At 36.9% G+C, this 20,009-nt stretch carries 15 protein-coding genes and 1 pseudogene; 15 read left to right on the top strand and 1 reads right to left on the bottom strand.

Annotation, left to right across the window (positions count from 1 at the left end):
• Positions 1 to 19: 19 nt before the first annotated feature.
• From gltB to ACIQ4I_RS15465, 15 genes and pseudogenes are all read left to right on the top strand, one after another.
• Positions 20 to 4,537 carry a glutamate synthase large subunit gene (gltB, locus tag ACIQ4I_RS15535; protein ID WP_403097594.1) on the top strand — a complete coding sequence of 1,506 codons (4,518 nt, stop codon included), beginning with the start codon at positions 20 to 22 and terminating at the stop codon, positions 4,535 to 4,537.
• A 14-nt stretch (positions 4,538 to 4,551) separates the two neighbouring features.
• Positions 4,552 to 6,033, top strand: a complete 1,482-nt coding sequence (locus tag ACIQ4I_RS15530) for a glutamate synthase subunit beta (protein ID WP_403097592.1) — start codon at positions 4,552 to 4,554, stop codon at positions 6,031 to 6,033.
• Positions 6,034 to 6,873: 840 nt separating this feature from the next.
• Entirely contained in the window at positions 6,874 to 7,656 is a 783-nt protein-coding gene (gene sufC / locus ACIQ4I_RS15525) for a Fe-S cluster assembly ATPase SufC (RefSeq protein WP_403097590.1), read from the top strand.
• Positions 7,657 to 7,674: 18 nt separating this feature from the next.
• A complete protein-coding gene (gene sufD, locus ACIQ4I_RS15520; RefSeq protein WP_403097587.1) occupies positions 7,675 to 8,982 on the top strand; it encodes a Fe-S cluster assembly protein SufD in 1,308 nt (435 codons plus the stop codon).
• A complete protein-coding gene (locus ACIQ4I_RS15515; RefSeq protein WP_403097584.1) occupies positions 8,982 to 10,214 on the top strand; it encodes a cysteine desulfurase in 1,233 nt (410 codons plus the stop codon). Before sufD ends, ACIQ4I_RS15515 begins: the two co-directional genes overlap by 1 nt.
• Positions 10,201 to 10,638, top strand: a complete 438-nt coding sequence (gene sufU, locus ACIQ4I_RS15510) for a Fe-S cluster assembly sulfur transfer protein SufU (protein ID WP_403097582.1) — start codon at positions 10,201 to 10,203, stop codon at positions 10,636 to 10,638. The genes ACIQ4I_RS15515 and sufU overlap by 14 nt, the downstream gene beginning before the upstream one ends.
• Before the next feature lie 32 nt (positions 10,639 to 10,670).
• A complete protein-coding gene (gene sufB, locus ACIQ4I_RS15505) occupies positions 10,671 to 12,068 on the top strand; it encodes a Fe-S cluster assembly protein SufB (protein ID WP_403097580.1) in 1,398 nt (465 codons plus the stop codon).
• Between the two features lie 183 nt (positions 12,069 to 12,251).
• Complete coding sequence (locus tag ACIQ4I_RS15500) at positions 12,252 to 12,623, top strand: VOC family protein (RefSeq protein ID WP_403097577.1); 372 nt, start codon at positions 12,252 to 12,254, stop codon at positions 12,621 to 12,623.
• Between the two features lie 149 nt (positions 12,624 to 12,772).
• Complete coding sequence (locus ACIQ4I_RS15495; RefSeq protein WP_403097574.1) at positions 12,773 to 13,630, top strand: DUF72 domain-containing protein; 858 nt, start codon at positions 12,773 to 12,775, stop codon at positions 13,628 to 13,630.
• A gap of 2 nt (positions 13,631 to 13,632) precedes the next feature.
• Positions 13,633 to 14,457, top strand: coding sequence for a sulfite exporter TauE/SafE family protein (locus ACIQ4I_RS15490; RefSeq protein ID WP_403097572.1), 825 nt, complete (start codon positions 13,633 to 13,635; stop codon positions 14,455 to 14,457).
• An 18-nt stretch (positions 14,458 to 14,475) separates the two neighbouring features.
• Positions 14,476 to 15,849: a bifunctional metallophosphatase/5'-nucleotidase gene (locus tag ACIQ4I_RS15485; protein ID WP_403097570.1), complete on the top strand. Its 1,374-nt coding sequence runs from the start codon at positions 14,476 to 14,478 to the stop codon at positions 15,847 to 15,849.
• A 48-nt stretch (positions 15,850 to 15,897) separates the two neighbouring features.
• Positions 15,898 to 17,001: a cyclic di-GMP phosphodiesterase gene (locus ACIQ4I_RS15480; protein WP_403097568.1), complete on the top strand. Its 1,104-nt coding sequence runs from the start codon at positions 15,898 to 15,900 to the stop codon at positions 16,999 to 17,001.
• Positions 17,002 to 17,051: 50 nt separating this feature from the next.
• Positions 17,052 to 17,852: a sporulation protein YunB gene (gene yunB, locus ACIQ4I_RS15475; RefSeq protein ID WP_403097993.1), complete on the top strand. Its 801-nt coding sequence runs from the start codon at positions 17,052 to 17,054 to the stop codon at positions 17,850 to 17,852.
• A gap of 107 nt (positions 17,853 to 17,959) precedes the next feature.
• Positions 17,960 to 18,880 (top strand): lipoyl synthase, encoded by a 921-nt coding sequence (lipA, locus tag ACIQ4I_RS15470; protein WP_403097565.1) that lies wholly within the window; start codon positions 17,960 to 17,962, stop codon positions 18,878 to 18,880.
• 28 nt (positions 18,881 to 18,908) lie between these two features.
• A pseudogene (locus ACIQ4I_RS15465) lies at positions 18,909 to 19,244 on the top strand (YutD family protein); the annotation flags it as partial.
• Between the two features lie 460 nt (positions 19,245 to 19,704).
• Here ACIQ4I_RS15465 and ACIQ4I_RS15460 read toward each other — a convergent pair.
• Complete coding sequence (locus ACIQ4I_RS15460) at positions 19,705 to 19,971, bottom strand: DUF3055 domain-containing protein (RefSeq protein ID WP_403097563.1); 267 nt, start codon at positions 19,969 to 19,971, stop codon at positions 19,705 to 19,707.
• Positions 19,972 to 20,009 lie beyond the last annotated feature (38 nt).

The raw sequence follows: 20,009 nt of genomic DNA, 5'->3' as shown, positions 1-20,009 counted from the left end.
TTAATAAGGAGGGAATCATATGACATTTCACCAAATTCCAACAGCGCAAGGTTTATACTCTCCACAATTAGAACACGATGCATGCGGTATCGGTCTTTACGCACAATTGCAGGGTAAAGCAACACATGACATCGTGATGAAAGGCTTGGAAATGTTATGTAGATTAGATCATAGAGCTGGTCGCGGAAGTGATGGTAAAACTGGAGATGGATCAGGATTAATGGTCCAAATTCCAGATGCTTTTTTCCGTGACGTTTGCATAAATTGGACATTACCTGCTGTAGGGCAATATGGAGTAGGGATGTTATTTTTCGACAGAGATGATCAAGTACAACAGAAAATTGAAAATAAACTAAACGATTTCATCGCAGCAGAAGGTCAAGAATTACTTGGCTGGCGTACTGTACCGACTAATCCTGAGCCTTTAAGCGACATTGCGAAGGAAACTGCACCAGTTGTTCGTCAAGTGTTTATCAAGGCTGTGAATACAAATGATTCTCTTGCTTTTGAAAGAAAACTGTATCTGATTCGTAAACAAACAGAATTATGGGCAAAAAATAATGACAAAGACTTTTACTGTGCAAGCATGTCAAGTCGAACAATGGTGTTTAAGGGGTTATTGGCACCAGAAGAAGTGGTTGAGTTTTATCTAGATTTACAAGATGAGCGATTCACTTCTGCTTTTTCGATGGTACACTCACGTTACAGTACAAATACATTTCCATCTTGGGAACGTGCACATCCGAATCGTTATATTATTCATAATGGTGAGATTAATACATTACGAGGTAATATTAACTGGATGAAAGCACGTGAGCAACAATTTATCTCTGAGGCCTTTGGGGAAGACCTAGATAAAGTGTTGCCAATTGTAGACCAAAATGGTAGTGATTCATCAATGTTAGATAATGCGTTTGAATTTTTCGTATTAGCGGGTCGTACACCTGCACAAACAGCAATGATGATGATTCCAGAGCCATGGACAGAGAATCCACATATTTCGGATGAGAAAAAGGCGTTTTATCAATACCAAAGCTGTTTAATGGAACCTTGGGATGGGCCAACAGCTATTTGCTTCACAGATGGCAAACAAATTGGTGCGATATTAGATCGTAATGGTTTACGACCTGCACGCTATTATGTCACAAAGGATGATTACATTATCTTCTCTTCAGAAGTTGGTGTAGTTGATATAGAGGAAGAGAATATTGTTTACAAAGAACGACTAAGTCCGGGGAAAATGTTGCTTGTTGATTTAGAACAAGGACGGATTATTTCAGATGATGAATTAAAATCTGAAATGGCACAGGCAAAACCTTATGCTGGGTGGTTAGAAGAAAACCTAGTTGTAGTTGAGCCTTCAGAAGAACAACCAGAAGCTGTAGATAACTTACTATTCAGACAAAAGGTGTTCGGTTATACACATGAGGATGTACAAAAATATATTGTACCAATGGTGGCAGGAGGAAAAGACCCGCTTGGCTCAATGGGGAATGATGCGCCACTTGCAGTCTTATCTGATCAGCCACAATCGTTATTTAATTACTTCAAACAATTATTTGCACAGGTAACGAATCCACCAATTGATTCGATTCGTGAGCATATTGTGACTTCAACGATGACTTTTCTTGGGGCAGAAGGGGACTTACTACATCCAAGCGAAGAAAATTGTCATCGAATCTTTTTGGAAACACCTGTGTTGACGAATAGTCAATTCCAAAAGCTAAAAACACAGAATCAATTCGGTATGGCAGTTATAGACCTCGTGATGTCAGAAGATTTGGAAAAAGATTTAGCTAGAATCGCGAAAGAAGTGGATGAAGCAATTGCAAAAGGGGTTCAATTGCTAGTTTTATCAGATAAAGCTTTAAGTGTTAATACGCCAATGATTCCAATTTTACTTGCGGCGAGTAGCGTTCATCAACATCTTGTTCAAACGGGTCAACGTACTAAGGCGAGTATCATTGTTGAAACTGGAGAAACAAGAGAAGTACATCACTTTGCGGCATTAATTGGTTTTGGCGTTGATGCGATTTATCCATATTTAGCATTTGCCACATTGGCGAAAGCAATTGAAGATGGACATATCAACTATAGCTATGAAGAAGCTGTCAAACGTTATGTAAAGGCAACATCAGAGGGCGTTGTAAAAGTAATGTCCAAAATGGGGATTTCAACAGTCCAAAGTTATCGTGGAGCTCAAATCTTCGAAGCAGTTGGTATTAGTAAAGAAGTTATTGAAAAGTACTTTACAGGAACTGAATCTAAACTAGGCGGTATCGACTTACTAACGATTGCAAAAGAAGCTTTGAAAAAGCATGACGAAGCTGTTATATCGATTGATCGTGTATTACCAGCAGGTAGTAGCTTCCAGTGGCGTAGCAAAGGTGAACATCATGCGTTCAATCCAAAAACAATCCACACATTGCAACAAGCAACACGTAATGGAGACTTTGGTTTGTATCATCAATACGCTGAAATGGCAAATGAAGAACAAATTGGTTTCTTAAGAAATCTATTAACCTTTAAAAAGTCTGAACATACGATTCCTTTAGAAGAAGTAGAATCAGTAGAATCTATCGTCAATCGCTTTAAAACTGGTGCTATGTCTTTTGGCTCAATCAGTCAGGAAGCACATGAAACACTAGCAATTGCGATGAATAGAATTGGTGGTAAAAGTAATAGTGGTGAAGGTGGAGAACATCCAAGTCGCTATGTAATTGACGAAAATGGCGATAATCGCAGAAGTTCAATTAAGCAAATTGCTTCTGGTCGATTTGGTGTGAATAGCCACTATTTAGTCAATGCAGATGAGTTACAAATTAAAATGGCACAAGGAGCAAAACCGGGTGAAGGTGGTCAACTCCCAGGTAACAAGGTTTATCCTTGGGTTGCTGATGTTCGTGGTTCAACAACGGGTGTTGGTCTAATTTCACCACCACCACATCATGATATTTACTCAATTGAAGACATGGCTGAATTAATTCATGATTTAAAAAATGCCAATCGAGATGCAAGAATCAGCGTTAAACTTGTTTCGAAATCAGGAGTAGGTACAATTGCAGCTGGTGTAGCGAAAGGTGCAGCTGATGTCATTGTGATTAGTGGTTATGACGGTGGTACTGGTGCTTCTCCAAAAACAAGTATTAAGCACACAGGTCTTCCTTGGGAATTAGGATTATCTGAAGCTCATCAAACATTGATGCTAAATGGGCTTCGTGATCGTGTAACACTTGAAACGGATGGTAAATTAATGACAGGGAAAGACGTTGTCATGGCAGCGCTATTTGGTGCAGAAGAATTCGGCTTTGCAACTGCTCCGTTAATCGTACTTGGCTGTGTTATGATGAGAGCTTGCCATTTAGATACTTGTCCAGTTGGTATTGCTACACAAAACCCTGAACTTCGAAAAAAATTCATAGGTACAGCTGATCATGTTGTAAACTTCATGATGTTTGTAGCAGAAGAAGTACGTGAATATATGGCGCTACTTGGCTTTAGAACATTCGAAGAAATGGTTGGACGAACGGATGTATTAGAAGTAAGTAATCGTGCGAAAAAACATTGGAAAGCTGGTCAATTGGATTTAACAGCGATTTTACATCAAGTTGAAGGGCCAAGAACAAAACAAGCTGAACAAAATCACAAACTTGATCAGTCACTTGATTTACGTGAGCTCCTTGGCAAAGCAGAAGAAGCAATTGTTGAGGAAAAGCCAATTTCACTACACTATCCAATCAAAAATACTGACCGCGTTGTTGGTACAATTGTTGGAAGTGAAATTTCGAAACGTTATGGAGCTAGAGGACTTGCCGACGATACCATTACACTTAACTTTACGGGTTCTGCCGGTCAAAGCTTTGGAGCATTTATCCCAAGAGGAATGTTAATGCATGTTGACGGAGATGCAAATGATTACTTCGGAAAAGGTTTATCGGGCGGTAAAGTCGTTGTTAGCTCACCATTACGTGGAAAAGCAGAAACGAATGTTATTGCTGGGAATGTGTGCTTATATGGTGCAACAAGTGGTGAAGCTTACATTAATGGGCGTGCTGGAGAACGTTTTGCAGTTCGTAATAGTGGTGCAAATGTAGTAGTTGAAGGTATCGGAGATCATGGCTGTGAATATATGACAGGTGGCCGTGTTGTTATCTTAGGTGATGTAGGTAAAAACTTTGGAGCTGGTATGTCAGGCGGTATTGCTTATGTATTACCAGAAAATATTCAAGAATTTAAAGCAAAATGTAACCCAGAAATGATTGGTTTCGAAGGTGTTCATTCTAAAGAGGATGAGGCAATTGTTCACCAAATCCTAGAACAACATGTTCACTACACAGAAAGTACAAAAGCGAAACAAATTTTAAATAGCTGGTCACAATATGTAGGCCGCTTTATTAAAGTAGTTCCTACAGATTATAAAAAAATGTTAGACCGTATTAATGAATTTGAAGCACAAGGATTATCAGAAGACCAAGCAACGATGAAAGCATTTTTAGCAAATTCTCCTAAAAAGGATTTAGTGCTTTCCAATAAGTAAAGGAGGGGTTCTAGATGGGGAAACCTACTGGATTTATGGAATATAGTCGAGAAAAAGGGAAGGAACAGCCACCACTAGAGCGTATAAAAAATTGGAAAGAATATGCTTCGCGTTTGACAGATGAAGCTCTTCAAATCCAAGGTGCTCGTTGTATGGATTGTGGTACACCGTTTTGCCATATGGGAATGGAGATTCGTGGTTCTGCTGCGGGTTGCCCGATTCATAATGTAATTCCTGAATGGAATGATTTAGTCTACCATGGGAAATGGAAAGAAGCTCTTGATCGTCTTCTTTTAACAAATAACTTCCCGGAATTTACAGGAAGAGTTTGTCCTGCACCGTGTGAAGGCTCCTGTACTTTAGCTATTTCTGATCCTGCAGTTGCAATTAAAAGTATTGAGCGTGCAATTATTGATAAAGGATTTGAAAATGGCTGGGTTACACCTCGTATTCCAGCACACCGAACAGGAAAAAAAGTAGCTGTGGTTGGTTCTGGTCCTGCAGGTTTAGCAGCAGCAGACCAACTTAATCAGCAAGGACATTCCGTAACAGTCTACGAAAGATCAGACCGCGCTGGTGGTTTACTCACTTACGGGATTCCGAATATGAAATTAGAAAAAGAAGTTGTAGCAAGACGTGTACAATTACTATCAGATGAAGGTATTCACTTTGTCTTAAATACAGAAATCGGTAAAGACGTAACAGCGGATGAATTGAAAGCACAATTTGATGCAGTCATTCTTTGCACAGGAGCTACAAAACAACGCCACCTTCGTATGGAAGGGAGTGAGTCAAAAGGTGTTGTTCTTGCAATGGATTATTTAACTTCTACAACTAAAAGTTTACTAGATTCTAATTTTGAAGATGGTCAATTCTTGGATATGAAAGGCAAGAATGTCATTGTCATTGGTGGCGGTGATACAGGTGCTGACTGCGTGGCAACGGCTATTCGACAAAATTGTAAAACGGTCTTCCAATTTGGGAAGCATCCACAACTGCCTGAAAATCGTGCAACTGATAATCCTTGGCCAACAAACCCAAATGTTTATAAATTGGATTATGCTTATGCAGAAGCTGATGCAAAATATGGCCGTGATCCGCGTGAATATTGTATTCAAACAAAGAAAATCGTTGCAGATAGCTATGGAAAAGTGAAAGAATTGCACACAATTCAAATGGAAAAAATCATTAGCGATGAAGGCTATGTATACTTTAATGAACTACCTGGCACTGAAAAAGTTTGGCCAGCAGATTATGTCTTTGTCGCAATTGGTTTTGAAGGTACAGAGCATGGAGTTGCTGAACAATTTGGAGTTCAAATCACAAATAATAAAATTAAAGCCAATGGAAAAACATATTCAACAAATGTAGAAGGTGTTTTTGCAGCAGGTGACGCGAGACGTGGTCAAAGTTTAATTGTATGGGCTATTAACGAAGGTAGAAATGTAGCAGAAAGCGTGAACGCTTATCTTCTTACACAAGCAATAGCACAATAGTATTATATAGGAAGAAAAGCTATCTCCTGTTTAAAATTCATCCTTTAATAAGGATATTTTAAATAGAATGGAGATAGCTTTTTCTTTTGCAAGGCGCTATAAAATAGGATTGTTGATTTTTGAAAAGAAGTGGGTAAAAACCGCGAGACTCCTTGTGATGCAATTTTTGTTGAAGTGGAATCAGCGAAGACTCCTGCGGGAAAGCGAGCCAGAGAGACCCCGCAGCGTAGCGAGGAGGCTCGTCGGTTCGCCCGCGGAAAGCGGAGCTGATTCCACTTCATGTTTAGCGGATGTGTACTATAAAAATTACGGGTAAAATCATTTTTCAGTGCCCTCGAACGAAGTGAGTAAGAAGGCTTTCTTGCTGTCCTCAGGTGAGAACGGTTCCACCTAACCCCATTTATAAACGAAATCTTTCAAAAAGCTTTTTCGCTTTTTGAAGAAATCTATTAATATCTAGGTTCTAAACGATGAAATATGAAACACTATGTATAATTTTGATTCTTAGCGATCCCTTTGTCTAAAGACTAAATAAGAATATTACATCGTATTGATAATAAAGATATGTTAATTTACAAAGAAATTTAGTTATTACGTCAGCCGTAGTGAAATCCATTCTCAATTACGAGCCTTTTATTGAAAATCAATCCATTTTCAATTAACATTGGAAATAGCGAGTCTAATAGGTTTCAGAATAGATATATACCAACATTCTAAGATTAAATTGAGAAACATTTTCAAATGATTTGCAAAGGACTTTTTTTTGAGCTAAAATTAGAATGATATTAAATTAGAAATGGGTAAGCATTCATTTCATTGAAATTAAATGGAGGTAATAGAATGTCAACATTAGTCATTAAAGATCTTCACGTCGCTATCGACGGAAAAGAGATTTTAAAGGGTGTTAACTTATCACTCAATACAAACGAAATTCATGCAATCATGGGACCAAATGGTACTGGTAAATCTACTTTAGCTTCAGCTATCATGGGTCACCCAAAATATGAAGTTACTTCAGGTTCTATCACTTTAGATGGTGAAGATGTACTTGAAATGGAAGTAGATGAACGTGCTAAAGCTGGATTATTCCTAGCAATGCAGTATCCATCAGAAATTACTGGTGTTACAAATGCAGATTTCTTACGTTCAGCTATTAATGCTCGTCGCGGAGAAGGTAACGAGGTTTCTCTTATGAAATTCATCCGTGAATTAGATCAAAAAATGGATTTCTTGGAAATGCCAGAAGAAATGGGTCAACGTTACTTAAACGAAGGATTTTCTGGTGGTGAAAAGAAACGTAACGAAATACTTCAATTAATGATGTTAAAACCTAAATTTGCGATCTTAGATGAAATTGACTCTGGTCTTGATATCGATGCACTTAAAGTCGTATCAAAAGGGATCAATGCTATGCGTGGTGAAGGCTTTGGTTGCCTAATGATCACTCACTACCAACGTTTACTAAACTACATCACTCCTGATCATATTCATATTATGATGCAAGGTAAAGTCGTTCGTTCTGGTGGTGCCGAATTGGCAGAAAAACTTGAAGCTGAAGGCTACGATTGGATTAAAAAAGAATTAGGTATCGAAGACGAAGAAACAACAGGACAAGAAGCATAATAAGGAGGACGAGCAAACATGACGGTTGAAACAAAATTATCAGTAACCGCTCAGGATGTACGCTCTTTCTCTGAAGCTAACAATGAACCTAGCTGGTTGACTGAGCTTCGTGAACGTGCATTAGCGGACGTAGAAACGCTACCAATGGTAAAACCAGATAAAACAAATGTTGATAAATGGAATTTCACAGAATTTCCTACACACTCAGTTGAAAGTACAACATTCGCTTCTCTAGAAGAACTTCCAGAAGAAGTAAAAGCGATTGTCAATACTGAAGGTCAACAAAATGTTTATATTCAACACAACAACACCCCAGCTTTTTTACAACTTTCTGAAGAATTAGCTTCACAAGGTGTCATCATGACTGATATTTTAACTGCAGCACGTGAACATAGCGAACTAGTTCAGAAATATTTTATGACTGAAGGCGTAAAAATAGACCAACATAAACTAACAGCTTTACATGCAGCATTAGTAAATGGCGGTGTGTTTGTATACATTCCTAAAAACGTTATTGTAGAAGAACCAATTCAAGCTGTCTTCTTACATGACAATGCAGATGCTTCATTATACAACCACGTATTAGTTGTTGCAGATACAAACAGTTCAGTCACATACGTAGAAAACTATCTTTCTACTGTTGAAGAAGCAAAAGGACAAGCTAATATTATTGCAGAAGTAATCGTTAATGATAATGCTCAAGTCACATTTGGAGCTGTTGATGTTCTTGCAAAAGGTTTCACTACTTATGTAAATCGTCGTGGTATTTTACACCGTGATGCAAAAGTTGAGTGGGCTCTTGGTTTGATGAATGATAGCGATACAATTTCAGAAAATATCACATACTTAAAAGGCGATGGCTCTTATGCAGATGCAAAATCTGTGGTAGTAGGTCGTGGAGAACAAAGTCAAAACTTCACAACTGAAGTTAGACACTGGGGTAAAGCTTCAAATGGGTATATTCTAACTCATGCTGTTATGAAAGATTCCTCTCGTGCTATTTTCAATGGTATTGGTAAAATTGAACACGGTGCTACAAAAGCTGATGCTGTACAAGAATCACGTGTTCTTATGTTAAGCAAAGATGCTCGTGGTGATGCCAACCCAATTCTATTAATTGATGAAGATGATGTAACAGCAGGACATGCTGCTTCTGTAGGACGCGTTGATTCAGTTCAATTGTATTATTTAATGAGTCGCGGTATTTCTAAAGCAGAAGCAGAACGTTTAGTAATCCATGGATTCCTTGCACCAGTTGTTACTAAATTACCTATCGAAGGTGTTAGAAAACAACTGACGGAGGTCATTGAAAGGAAAGTTCGCTAATGATAAAAACAGATATTAGAAGCTATTTCCCAATTTTAGATCAAGAAATAAATGGTCATCCACTAGTGTATCTTGATAGTGCCGCTACAACGCAAAAGCCAATACAAGTTATAGAAGCTATTAAACATTACTATGAAAATGAAAACTCTAATGTTCACCGAGGTGTGCATACATTAGGAAACCGTGCAACAGATTCTTATGAAGGAGCACGTGAAAAAGTTCGTAAATTTATTAATGCTAAGTCAACGGAAGAAATTATTTTTACTAGAGGTACTACTGATAGTTTAAATATGGTTGCTGCAAGTTTCGGTCGTGCAAATGTAGGCGAAGGCGACGAAATCGTCATCACTTACATGGAACATCACTCTAACTTAATTCCGTGGCAACAATTAGCGAAGGAAAAAAATGCAACACTTAAATATATTGATATGAATCCAGATGGCACATTATCGATGGACAAAGTAAAAGAAGCAATTACAGATCAAACAAAAATTGTTTCAATTGCATTTGCTTCTAACGTTCTAGGAACTGTGAATCCAATTAAAGAAATTGCTGCTGTTGCACATGCACATGGTGCAGTTATAGTAGTTGATGGAGCGCAAGGTGTACCACATTTTAAAACAGATGTTCAAGATTTAGATTGTGACTTCTTAGCTTTCTCTGGACATAAAATGTGTGGACCAACTGGTATTGGTGTATTATATGGTAAAAAAGAGCACCTAGAAAACATGGAACCACTTGATTTTGGTGGTGAAATGATTAGTATTGTCGGCTTATATGAATCAACATGGGCTGACCTTCCTTATAAATTTGAAGGTGGCACACCTAATATTGCTGGAGCAATTGGTTTAGGTGCAGCTATTGATTTCTTAGAAGAAATTGGTATGGACAATATCATCGAACATGAGCATAATTTATCTCGTTACGCGATTGAGAAATTAAGCGCAATAGATGGAGTATCTATCTATGGTCCACACGATCCAACGAAACGTTCTGGACTTGTGACATTTAATATAGATGGCGTTCATCCTCATGATGTTGCAACAATACTAGATATGGAAGGTATTGCTGTTCGTGCAGGACACCACTGTGCTCAGCCATTGATGAAATGGCTTGAATGTACAGCGACAGCTCGTGCTAGCTTCTACGTATATAATACTGAAGCTGATATTGATCGACTTGTTGAAGGGTTGCGCACTGCGAAGGAGTATTTTGCTAATGTCAATGAATAAACTAGATCAACTATATCGTTCTGTCATTATGGATCATTATAAAAAACCACGTAACAAAGGTGTTATTGATGATTCTAATGTTTCAATCGATATGAATAACCCTACGTGTGGGGATCGCATACACTTGTCATTACAGGTAGTAGACGGTGTTGTAGTAGATGCAAAATTTGAAGGTGAAGGCTGCTCAATCTCCATGTCATCTGCTTCTATGATGACACAAGAGATTAAAGGTAAAACAACAAAAGAAGCTGTTGAATTAGCACATGTCTTCTCAGAAATGATGCTGGGTCGCGAACATGATGATTCACTAGACCTTGGAGATGTAGAGGCACTTTCAGGTGTTTCTCAATTCCCTGCACGTATTAAATGTGCAACACTTTCTTGGAAAGCAATGGAAAAAGGTATTAAAGAATCGAACTTATAATAGATTAAACACTCTAGAACGGAGGAGAAAAAATGGCTAAAAAAATGCCTGAAATTGGCGATTACGAGTACGGCTTCCATGATAAAGACGTATCCATTTTCCGTACAGAACGTGGGCTAACTCCTGAAATCGTTAAAGAAATTTCTAAAATGAAAAATGAGCCACAATGGATGTTAGATTTCCGTCTAAAATCATTGGACATTTTCTATTCAAAACCAATGCCACAATGGGGTGGCGATTTAACTGCACTTAACTTCGATGAAATTACTTACTATGTAAAACCATCTGAAGCAACTCAAAAATCTTGGGATGAAGTACCAGAAGAAATCAAAGCAACATTCGATAAACTAGGTATTCCTGAAGCAGAACAAAAATACCTTGCTGGTGTTTCAGCGCAATACGAATCAGAAGTTGTTTACCATAACATGAAAGAAGAACTTGAAGCACAAGGTGTTGTGTTTAAAGATACTGATTCTGCTCTTCGTGAAAATGAAGATTTATTCAAAGAATACTTTGGTAAATCGATTCCTCCACAAGACAACAAATTTGCAGCATTAAACTCAGCTGTATGGTCTGGTGGTTCATTTATCTATGTTCCAAAAGGTGTGAAACTTGAAACTCCACTTCAAGCTTACTTCCGTATTAACTCAGAAAACATGGGTCAATTTGAACGTACATTGATCATTGTTGATGAAGGCGCAAGTGTACATTACGTTGAAGGATGTACTGCACCAGTTTATACAACAAGCTCACTACACAGTGCTGTTGTAGAAATCATCATCAAAAAAGATGCTTCTTGCCGTTACACAACAATCCAAAACTGGGCTAATAACGTTTATAACTTAGTTACAAAACGTGCTACATGTGAAGAACGTGCTACAATGGAATGGATTGATGGTAATATTGGTTCTAAACTTACAATGAAATACCCTGCATGTATCTTAAAAGGCGAAGGCGCACGTGGTATGACTTTAACAATCGCTATTGCTGGCCGAGGTCAAAACCAAGATACAGGAGCAAAAATGATTCACTTAGCTCCAAACACATCTTCAACAATCGTGTCTAAATCAATTTCAAAACACGGTGGTAACGTAACATACCGCGGTCAAGTGAAATTTGGTAAAAAAGCAATTAATGCACGTGCAAATATTGAATGTGATACGTTAATCATGGATAACCAATCTACTTCTGATACAATTCCATACAATGAAGTGATGAATGATCAAATTTCTCTTGAACACGAAGCAAAAGTTTCTAAAGTGTCTGAAGAACAATTATTCTACTTGATGAGCCGTGGTGTTTCTGAACAAGAAGCAACAGAAATGATCGTAATGGGCTTCATCGAACCATTCACAAAAGAACTTCCAATGGAATATGCGGTAGAAATGAACAGATTGATCAAATTTGAAATGGAAGGCTCTATCGGTTAACCACCTTAGAACCACATTTCTCTAAAACTCGGAAATCGTGAAGAATGATTTCCGAGTTTTTTTAAAAAATTAAATAATAAACGTACAAAAAATAGCAGAATCATGGTAATCTAAACTAGTTATAGTGTTCTGATAATTCAGAACTATGATGCGAATTATATATAATGAGGTGTAGTGTTTCCTATGCATTTAATGTCATCCGTTAGTGTACTACTTGTTTCAGATATTGAATTATCAAGACTCTTCTATCATACTGTATTAAGTTGTGAAGATCATGATGGCATTCTTTTTCGTGAAGATTGTGGATTAGCCATAAAGTTAGTGCAAGCGGAAAAAATTGAAGATGTAAAGCCGAATCGGAATTTGTGGAATGTTTTTAGTTATGTGGAAAATGCAGAGAGATTAGATAGTTTATTTAAGGAAGCAAAGTTACATGGGGCTCTTTTTGCCTATTATCCAAAAGAAAGTGTGGTTGAAGGAGAAAGGTTAAGAGAATTTGCAATTCGTGATTTAGATGGCTATTTAATCGGTTTTGGTACAATCATTAATCCATAAGATGAAGGAGATATAAACAGCAATGTATTATTTGCAGTTATATCTCTTTTTTACGTACTAAATAATTCCTTGATACAATTAATATAGTTCCTACTAGTAGCTATGATATGATGGATATACTTAGCAAATAGAGAATAGGGGGAAGAGAAATGATACATATCGGCTTAACAGGATGGGGAGATCATCCGAGTTTATATAGTCAAACTTCTACGTCAAGAGATAAATTGTTTGATTATAGTAGCTATTTTCCAGTTGTTGAATTAGATACGTCTTTCTATTCCATACCATCTATAGCCAATGTGCAAAAATGGATTACGGAAACGCCAAAGCACTTTCAGTTTGTGGTTAAAGCTTATCAAGGAATGACCGGGCATTTGCGTGATGAAAATCCTTACGGTAATATGCAAGAAATGTTCGATACTTTTAAAGAATCAATACATATATTTAAGAAGGCGGGTAAATTAGCACTGGTTCTTGTTCAATTTCCACCTTGGTTTGATTGTCAACAAAAAAACGTTCAATATATCCGATATATTAAGCAACAGCTTGCTGAATTTCCTATCGCAATCGAATTTCGCAATCGCACTTGGTATAGTGAACAATTTATGGATGGAACACTAAATTTTTTGAAACAGCAAGAGCTTTTCCATACGGTTTGTGATGAACCACAAGCAGGAGAAGGGTCTGTACCTCTTGTGCCAATTTCAACTGGTGAAAAGGTATTATTGCGTATACATGGGCGAAATGTATATGGCTGGCGTAATCCAGGTAATAACGAGCAATGGAGAAAGGTTCGCTTTCTATATGATTATTCAAGAGAAGAGCTAGCAGGCTTGAAAGAAACAGTCGAAGGATTACAAAATGCTGCAAAAGAAGTCTACGTTTTATTTAATAATAACTCTGGTTATCATGCAGCAGGGAATGCAAAGACATTACAGAAAATGCTTGGTATTGAATACCACAACTTATCTCCAAAACAATTAGACTTTTTTGAAGGAGCAGAATAACGATGGAATATATTTTATTAGCTATAATCGGTGTATGCTCAGGATTAATTGGTGCACTTATTGGACTAGGCGGAGGAGTTATTTTAGTCCCTGCAACTTTGTTTATTGGACTAACTCTTGGTATGATACCTGACTTAACTCCGCAAAAAGTTGTAGGATTATCAGTAGTCATGATGATTGCAACAGGTTTAGCTTCTACACTATCGTATATGAAATCGAAAACGGTCGATTATAAGAGTGGATTTATCTTCTTTATAGGAAGTGCACCAGGTACAATTTTAGGTGCTTATATTAGTAAAGGAATAGATTTGCCATCTTTTAACTTATACTTTGGTATATTACTTATTATTTTAGCAATCATATTACTTATTCGTGATCATATTAAACCATTGCAGTGGTTTGTAAAACATGGTAAGAAACAAACTTTTATTGATCCAAAGGATGGTAAAAGTTATGTATATGGCTACCCAATTTGGTTCGCTTTATTATTAAATTTTGTAATTGGTTGTGCCTCTGGTTTATTTGGGATTGGTGGAGGATCGATGATTGTACCAGCAATGATCATTTTATTTTTATTTCCGCCTCATGTGGCTATCGCAACATCAATGTACATGTTGTTTTTATCGTCGATCGTAAATTCAGCGAGCCATATTTATCTTGGTCATGTACCTTGGTTATATACAATTCCGGTTATACCAGGAGCTTATATTGGTGCAAAATTAGGATCTGCATTGAATAAGAAACTTAAATCAAATACGTTAGTATTTATATTACGAATTATATTATTGCTACTCGGAATACGCTCCATATATGAGGGATTATTCTGAGCCTAGAGAGGTGTTTTCATGTTAGAAACAATTCATTTATATCATACAAATGATCTTCATAGTCATTTCGCTTATTGGCCAAGAATACAGAAATTATTGACCGAACGTAAAAAGTGGCATGAAGAAGCAGGTGATAGTTGTTATATTTTCGATATTGGCGATTTTATAGACCGTTCACATATTTATACAGAAGCAACAGTGGGTAAAGGGAATATTCAATTGTTAAATGATGGGTTATATGATGCAGTCACTATTGGTAATAACGAAGGGATTACATTATCAAAAGCAGATTTAAATGAGTTGTATAATGATGCCAAATTTGATGTCATTGTAGGAAATTTGAAAACTGAAAACAAAATTCCTGATTGGGCGAAACCATTTCGAATTTATAAAACAGTACAAGGAACGAAAATTGGAGTTATTGCTGCTACCGCAGAATTTCGAACATATTATGAGCCATTAGGTTGGACAATAGAGGATCCACTACCTGTATTACAAGAAATCGCAACTGAAATTCATCCATTTGTCGATATTCTTTTATGTATGTCCCATTTAGGGATTCATATGGATGAACAGTTAGCTGTGCTTTGCCCTGAAATTGACGTGATTTTTGGCTCTCATACGCATCATGTGCTACATGAAGGTAAATTAGTGGGAAACACCTTGTTAACAGGTGGAGGGAAATTTGGCTTTTTCGTTGGGCATACCGAAATTCATTTTGATGTGAATAATAAGAGCGTTGTTGATAAACAAACTGAACTTTATAGAACTTCTGAATTGCCAATTGTTAGAGATGAAGAACAATTTGATCGTGCACTTATAGAAAAAGGAAAAGCGCTATTAGATCATCCGGTTTTTGAGGCAGATTATTATTTAAATAAAGAATGGTATCATCATTCTACATTATCCCGATTCTTTGCCAAAGGTTTATTACAATTTTCAAAAGCGGATTGTGCACTGTTTAATGCTGGGATTTTTATGAGAGATTTACCCAAGGGAACGGTCACAGCATTTGATGTGCATCAATGCTTACCACATCCAATTAATGCCTGTGTGATTTCATTGACAGGTCAAGAGCTAAAGGAAGTATTAGAAATTGCACAACAATCTTTGGATTGGCCTAGAACTGAATTGAAAGGATTAGGATTTAGAGGTGTAGTACTTGGTAAAATTTTGACCTATGGTTGCTCCATTAATTTAGAAGGAGAACTAATGGTAAATGGCAAAAAAGGAAATAAATCTAAGGTTTACAAGTTAGTAACATTAGATATGTTCACGTTCGGATATTTCTTCCCCCAATTTAAAAATTTGTCAAAAACGTACTTGTTACCACAATTTTTACGTGATATTCTGAGTTCATATGGACAAATTTATAACAAAAGTAAAGAATAATACATTTATATAGGCATTTTGATTCTTTAGATGATTGGGGAAAAAGACATGCGGTTGATATCAACAAAAGTTTTACAAACGGGCATGGTTATAGGTAGAACCATTTGGAATGAAGCTGAGAGACCATTGTTGCAAAAGGGTGTAAAAGTATCGGATCATATTATCCAGCGATTACAACAGTTAAATATTCAATATGTATATATTGATGATAAAATTTCCGCAAATATTGAAATTAAAGAAGCTATACCTAGAGTTTTACGTCAACACGCAATAGATCAAATTACATCATCTTTTAACAAGTTAAAAAATCTAAAGGGAAAGGATGTCACATATTGTTTGGATCAACAAACAAAGCACTTTTCTGCAATAATTGATGATTTGTTTGACAATATTATGAATAACAAAGAGATTTTGACTGTATTAAGTGATGCCTTTCTTTATGATAATTATATCTATACGCATTCACTACAAGTTGCAGTTTATTCCATTGCGATTGCAAAAGAGATGCATTACAATGCTACAGAAATCCGACAAATAGGAATTGGTGCCATATTGCATGATGTAGGAAAAATAATGATTCCGCAAGAAACTCTAAAAAAACCAGGTCGATTTACGAATGAAGAATATGAATTAATGAAATTGCATACGAAATATGGCTTTGATTTACTGCGGAACTTACATACAATTTCACTATTATCAGCACATTGTGCTTTTCAACATCATGAGCGATTAGATGGTAGTGGCTATCCAAGAGGGTTACTTGATTTTGAAATTCATCCATATGCGAAGATTATCGCTGTGGCAGATGTATTTGATGCGGTGACTTCAAATCGTGTATATCGAAAAAAGATGCTCCCATCACGAGGTATGGACATTATTAATGAGGGTAGTGGTACCTTATACGATGAGAAGGTTGTAAATGCATTTAGACGCTGCATAGCGTATTATCCGAATGGTACATGCCTGCTACTATCAGATGGACGTAGAGGGATTGTTTGTAAGCAAAATAAGGAACATGCAGAACTCCCGTGGGTTCGGATTTTTGAAGAAAATGGAGAAATGCTAAAAGCTACATATGAAGTCTTACTTGCTGAACAATTGGATATTTCAGTTGAAAAAGTCGAAGTTGAATATCTAGAGCAAGTCGAATAATGGCTGCCTCCTAATCATATTAATGGTTAGGAGGTATCTTTTTGCGACTAATGAAAAAAAGAAAACATCTGTTTGCTCGGAAACGCTCTCGGCTTTTACCAGTAGTGTTAATTAGTATAGTGGGATGTATTGTATTATTGTTTTATTACATCAATGTCCAACTGATGCCTACACTTATGGAATATGCTGAAGTTGAGACAAATAAAATCGCTTCATATGTCATTAGTAAAGCAATAAATTCAAGAACAACTAATGTTTTAGAAAGTAATGAAGTGATCGAAAATGGTGGAGATAATCAAGGAATGGTAGATACTAAATTGAATGCGGAAGTAATTAACCGTATTATGTCTGAAACGCAGACTTTAGTACAATCACATTTAGAAGAAGCAGAAAAGGGGAATTTGAACCATTTACCAAAATATGAAGAGATAGAGTATGATTCTGATGCCATGGAACAAGATGGAGGAATTGTATTTTATGTACCTATAGGATTATCGACAGGTATGCCATTGCTCGGGAATTTAGGCCCCAAAATCCCAATTCGCTTTCATGTTATTGGGAATGTACAAGTTAATGCAGAAAAAGAGATTGTAGAATTCGGTATTAATAATGCCTATGTACAGGTTAGTGTGCGAACTACAGTTAACGTACAAGTAATCGTTCCTTTTGCAAGTAAATCAACAACGATTGAACAAAAAATTCCTGTAGCCATCAGTTTTCTAAAAGGAAATGTCCCTTATATTTATTCAAAAGGTGATTCATCAACGCAACCGGCGATTGAAGTTCCATTACCAACAGGACCGCCCTCATCATCAACGAATTCACCACCACCAGCTGGGAACAATCAGTAGATATTTTATGTAAGAGGAATCCAAGGTTGTGAGAAAACCTTGAATATGTTAAATTGACATCAGTAATAGAATTAATAATTTGCTTAATTGATGGGAGCGGACTGATTGTGACATCATGTAAACCAACAAAAAAAGAAGAGTATATTAGAAAACCGGATTGGCTTAAAATAAAACTAAACACGAGTGAAGAATATAAAGGCCTAAAAAAACTAATGCGAGAAAAGAATTTACATACGGTTTGTGAGGAAGCAAAGTGTCCGAACATTCACGAATGCTGGGGTGAACGTCGTACAGCCACTTTTATGATTCTAGGTGATGTATGTACACGTGCGTGTCGCTTTTGTGCAGTCAAAACAGGTCTTCCTAACGAACTTGATCTAGCAGAACCTGAACGAGTAGCGGATTCAGTACAACTTATGAATTTAAAGCATGTCGTTATTACAGTTGTAGCACGTGATGATTTAAAAGATGGGGGAGCAAGTGTACTTGCAGAAACTGTCCGTGCAATTCGCCGCAAAAATCCATTTACATCAATTGAAGTTTTACCTTCAGATATGGGTGGGGTAAAAGAAAACTTACAAATTTTAATGGATGCTAAACCAGATATTTTGAATCATAATATCGAGACAGTACGTCGTTTGTCACCAAGAGTTCGTGCGCGTGCAACATATGATCGTTCTCTAGAATTTCTACGTCTCGCAAAAGAAATGCAACCAGATATTCCAACAAAATCATCGTTGATGATAGGACTTGGTGAAACGGAAGAAGAAATTATTGAAGTAATGGATGATTTACGCGCAAATAACGTAGATATCATGACAATCGGTCAATACCTACAACCGACGAAAAAACATTTACCAGTGAAGAAATACTATTCACCATTAGAATTTGGTAAGCTTCGTAAGATTGCGATGTCTAAAGGATTCAAGCATTGTGAAGCAGGTCCACTAGTACGTAGTAGTTACCATGCTGATGAACAAGTAAATGCAGCAACAAAGCAAAAACAAGCACTCGGAGAAAATGCGTAATCACCAATAACAAATGGATGGTGATAAAATGATCATTGCAGATCAGTTCATGTATGAACTAATAGATGAAGTCAAAGAGGGATTTAAACAAGAGGATTTTATCCTACGTTTTAGCGATATATTATCGAAATATGATTATATCGTGGGGGACTGGGGGTATGGCCAGCTTCGTTTAAAAGGTTTTTATGAAGACAAAAACCAAAAAGCTTCGTTTGACACAAGAATTAGCACATTACAGGATTATCTATATGAGTATTGTAATTTCGGATGTTCTTACTTCGTATTAAAGAAGATTGGGAAAGCACCAAAAGTGGTTGAATCAACTTTAGAAGTTGTAGAGGAACCGGAAGTAGACAGTGAAGATCCACTATTAGTTGAGGAAACAGAAACTGCCATTGCCACATTCGAAGATTCGAATACCCTAGGTCAATCAGAACAACAAAAAAACATCGAACAAGAGCTTTATTAAGCTCTTTCGATGTTTTTTTGTTGCAAAATTTCGATTGGTTCGGTCCAACAGGATGTTGGACACTCAGTTGTTGCCACAGGACGTGGCGAAATTAAACTGAGTTCTTTTTATGTGGGGAAGAAGAACCCCAACTGATGAAAGTTTCACTTTATCCCGCATTAACGGGCAGTAATACCTCCACTTCAAAATTGAGATAGAAGCAAAGAAGATAGGTGGGAGATAACTGCCCGTAAAAGCCCGATTGGTTCGGTCCAACAGGATGTTGGACACTCAGTTGTTGCCACAGGACGTGGCGAAATTAAACTGAGTTCTTTTTTAGTGGGGAAGAAGAACCCCCACTGATGGGAGTTTCACTTTATCCGACTAATTCGTATAAATATTCACGAATTTCCTGTGCTTCTTCAGGTGGCCGATTGTAGACTTTTTCCAAATAGCCAGGCTCATCTAAATCATCTGATCCTAAAATGGCAAATCGATTGTGCTGCATGTCTAAAACAAGGATTTTGCCATAGAAACGAACACTTTGTAAAATTGCTAAATCATAACGTTGGTTTTCACCCATAAAACTGACGAATCTCGTCTTGTTTTCTTCTATATCATCATATAAGAAAAATCTTTCCATTTTTTCGTAGCCCCTTCCGATACTAAAATTATGGTACT

The sequence above is a fragment of the Rummeliibacillus sp. NPDC094406 genome, assembly GCF_044763875.1.
Taxonomy (GTDB): Bacteria; Bacillota; Bacilli; order Bacillales_A; family Planococcaceae; genus Rummeliibacillus.
Note: the sequence above shows the minus strand (reverse complement) of the source record. Positions and strands in the feature narration are given on the sequence as shown.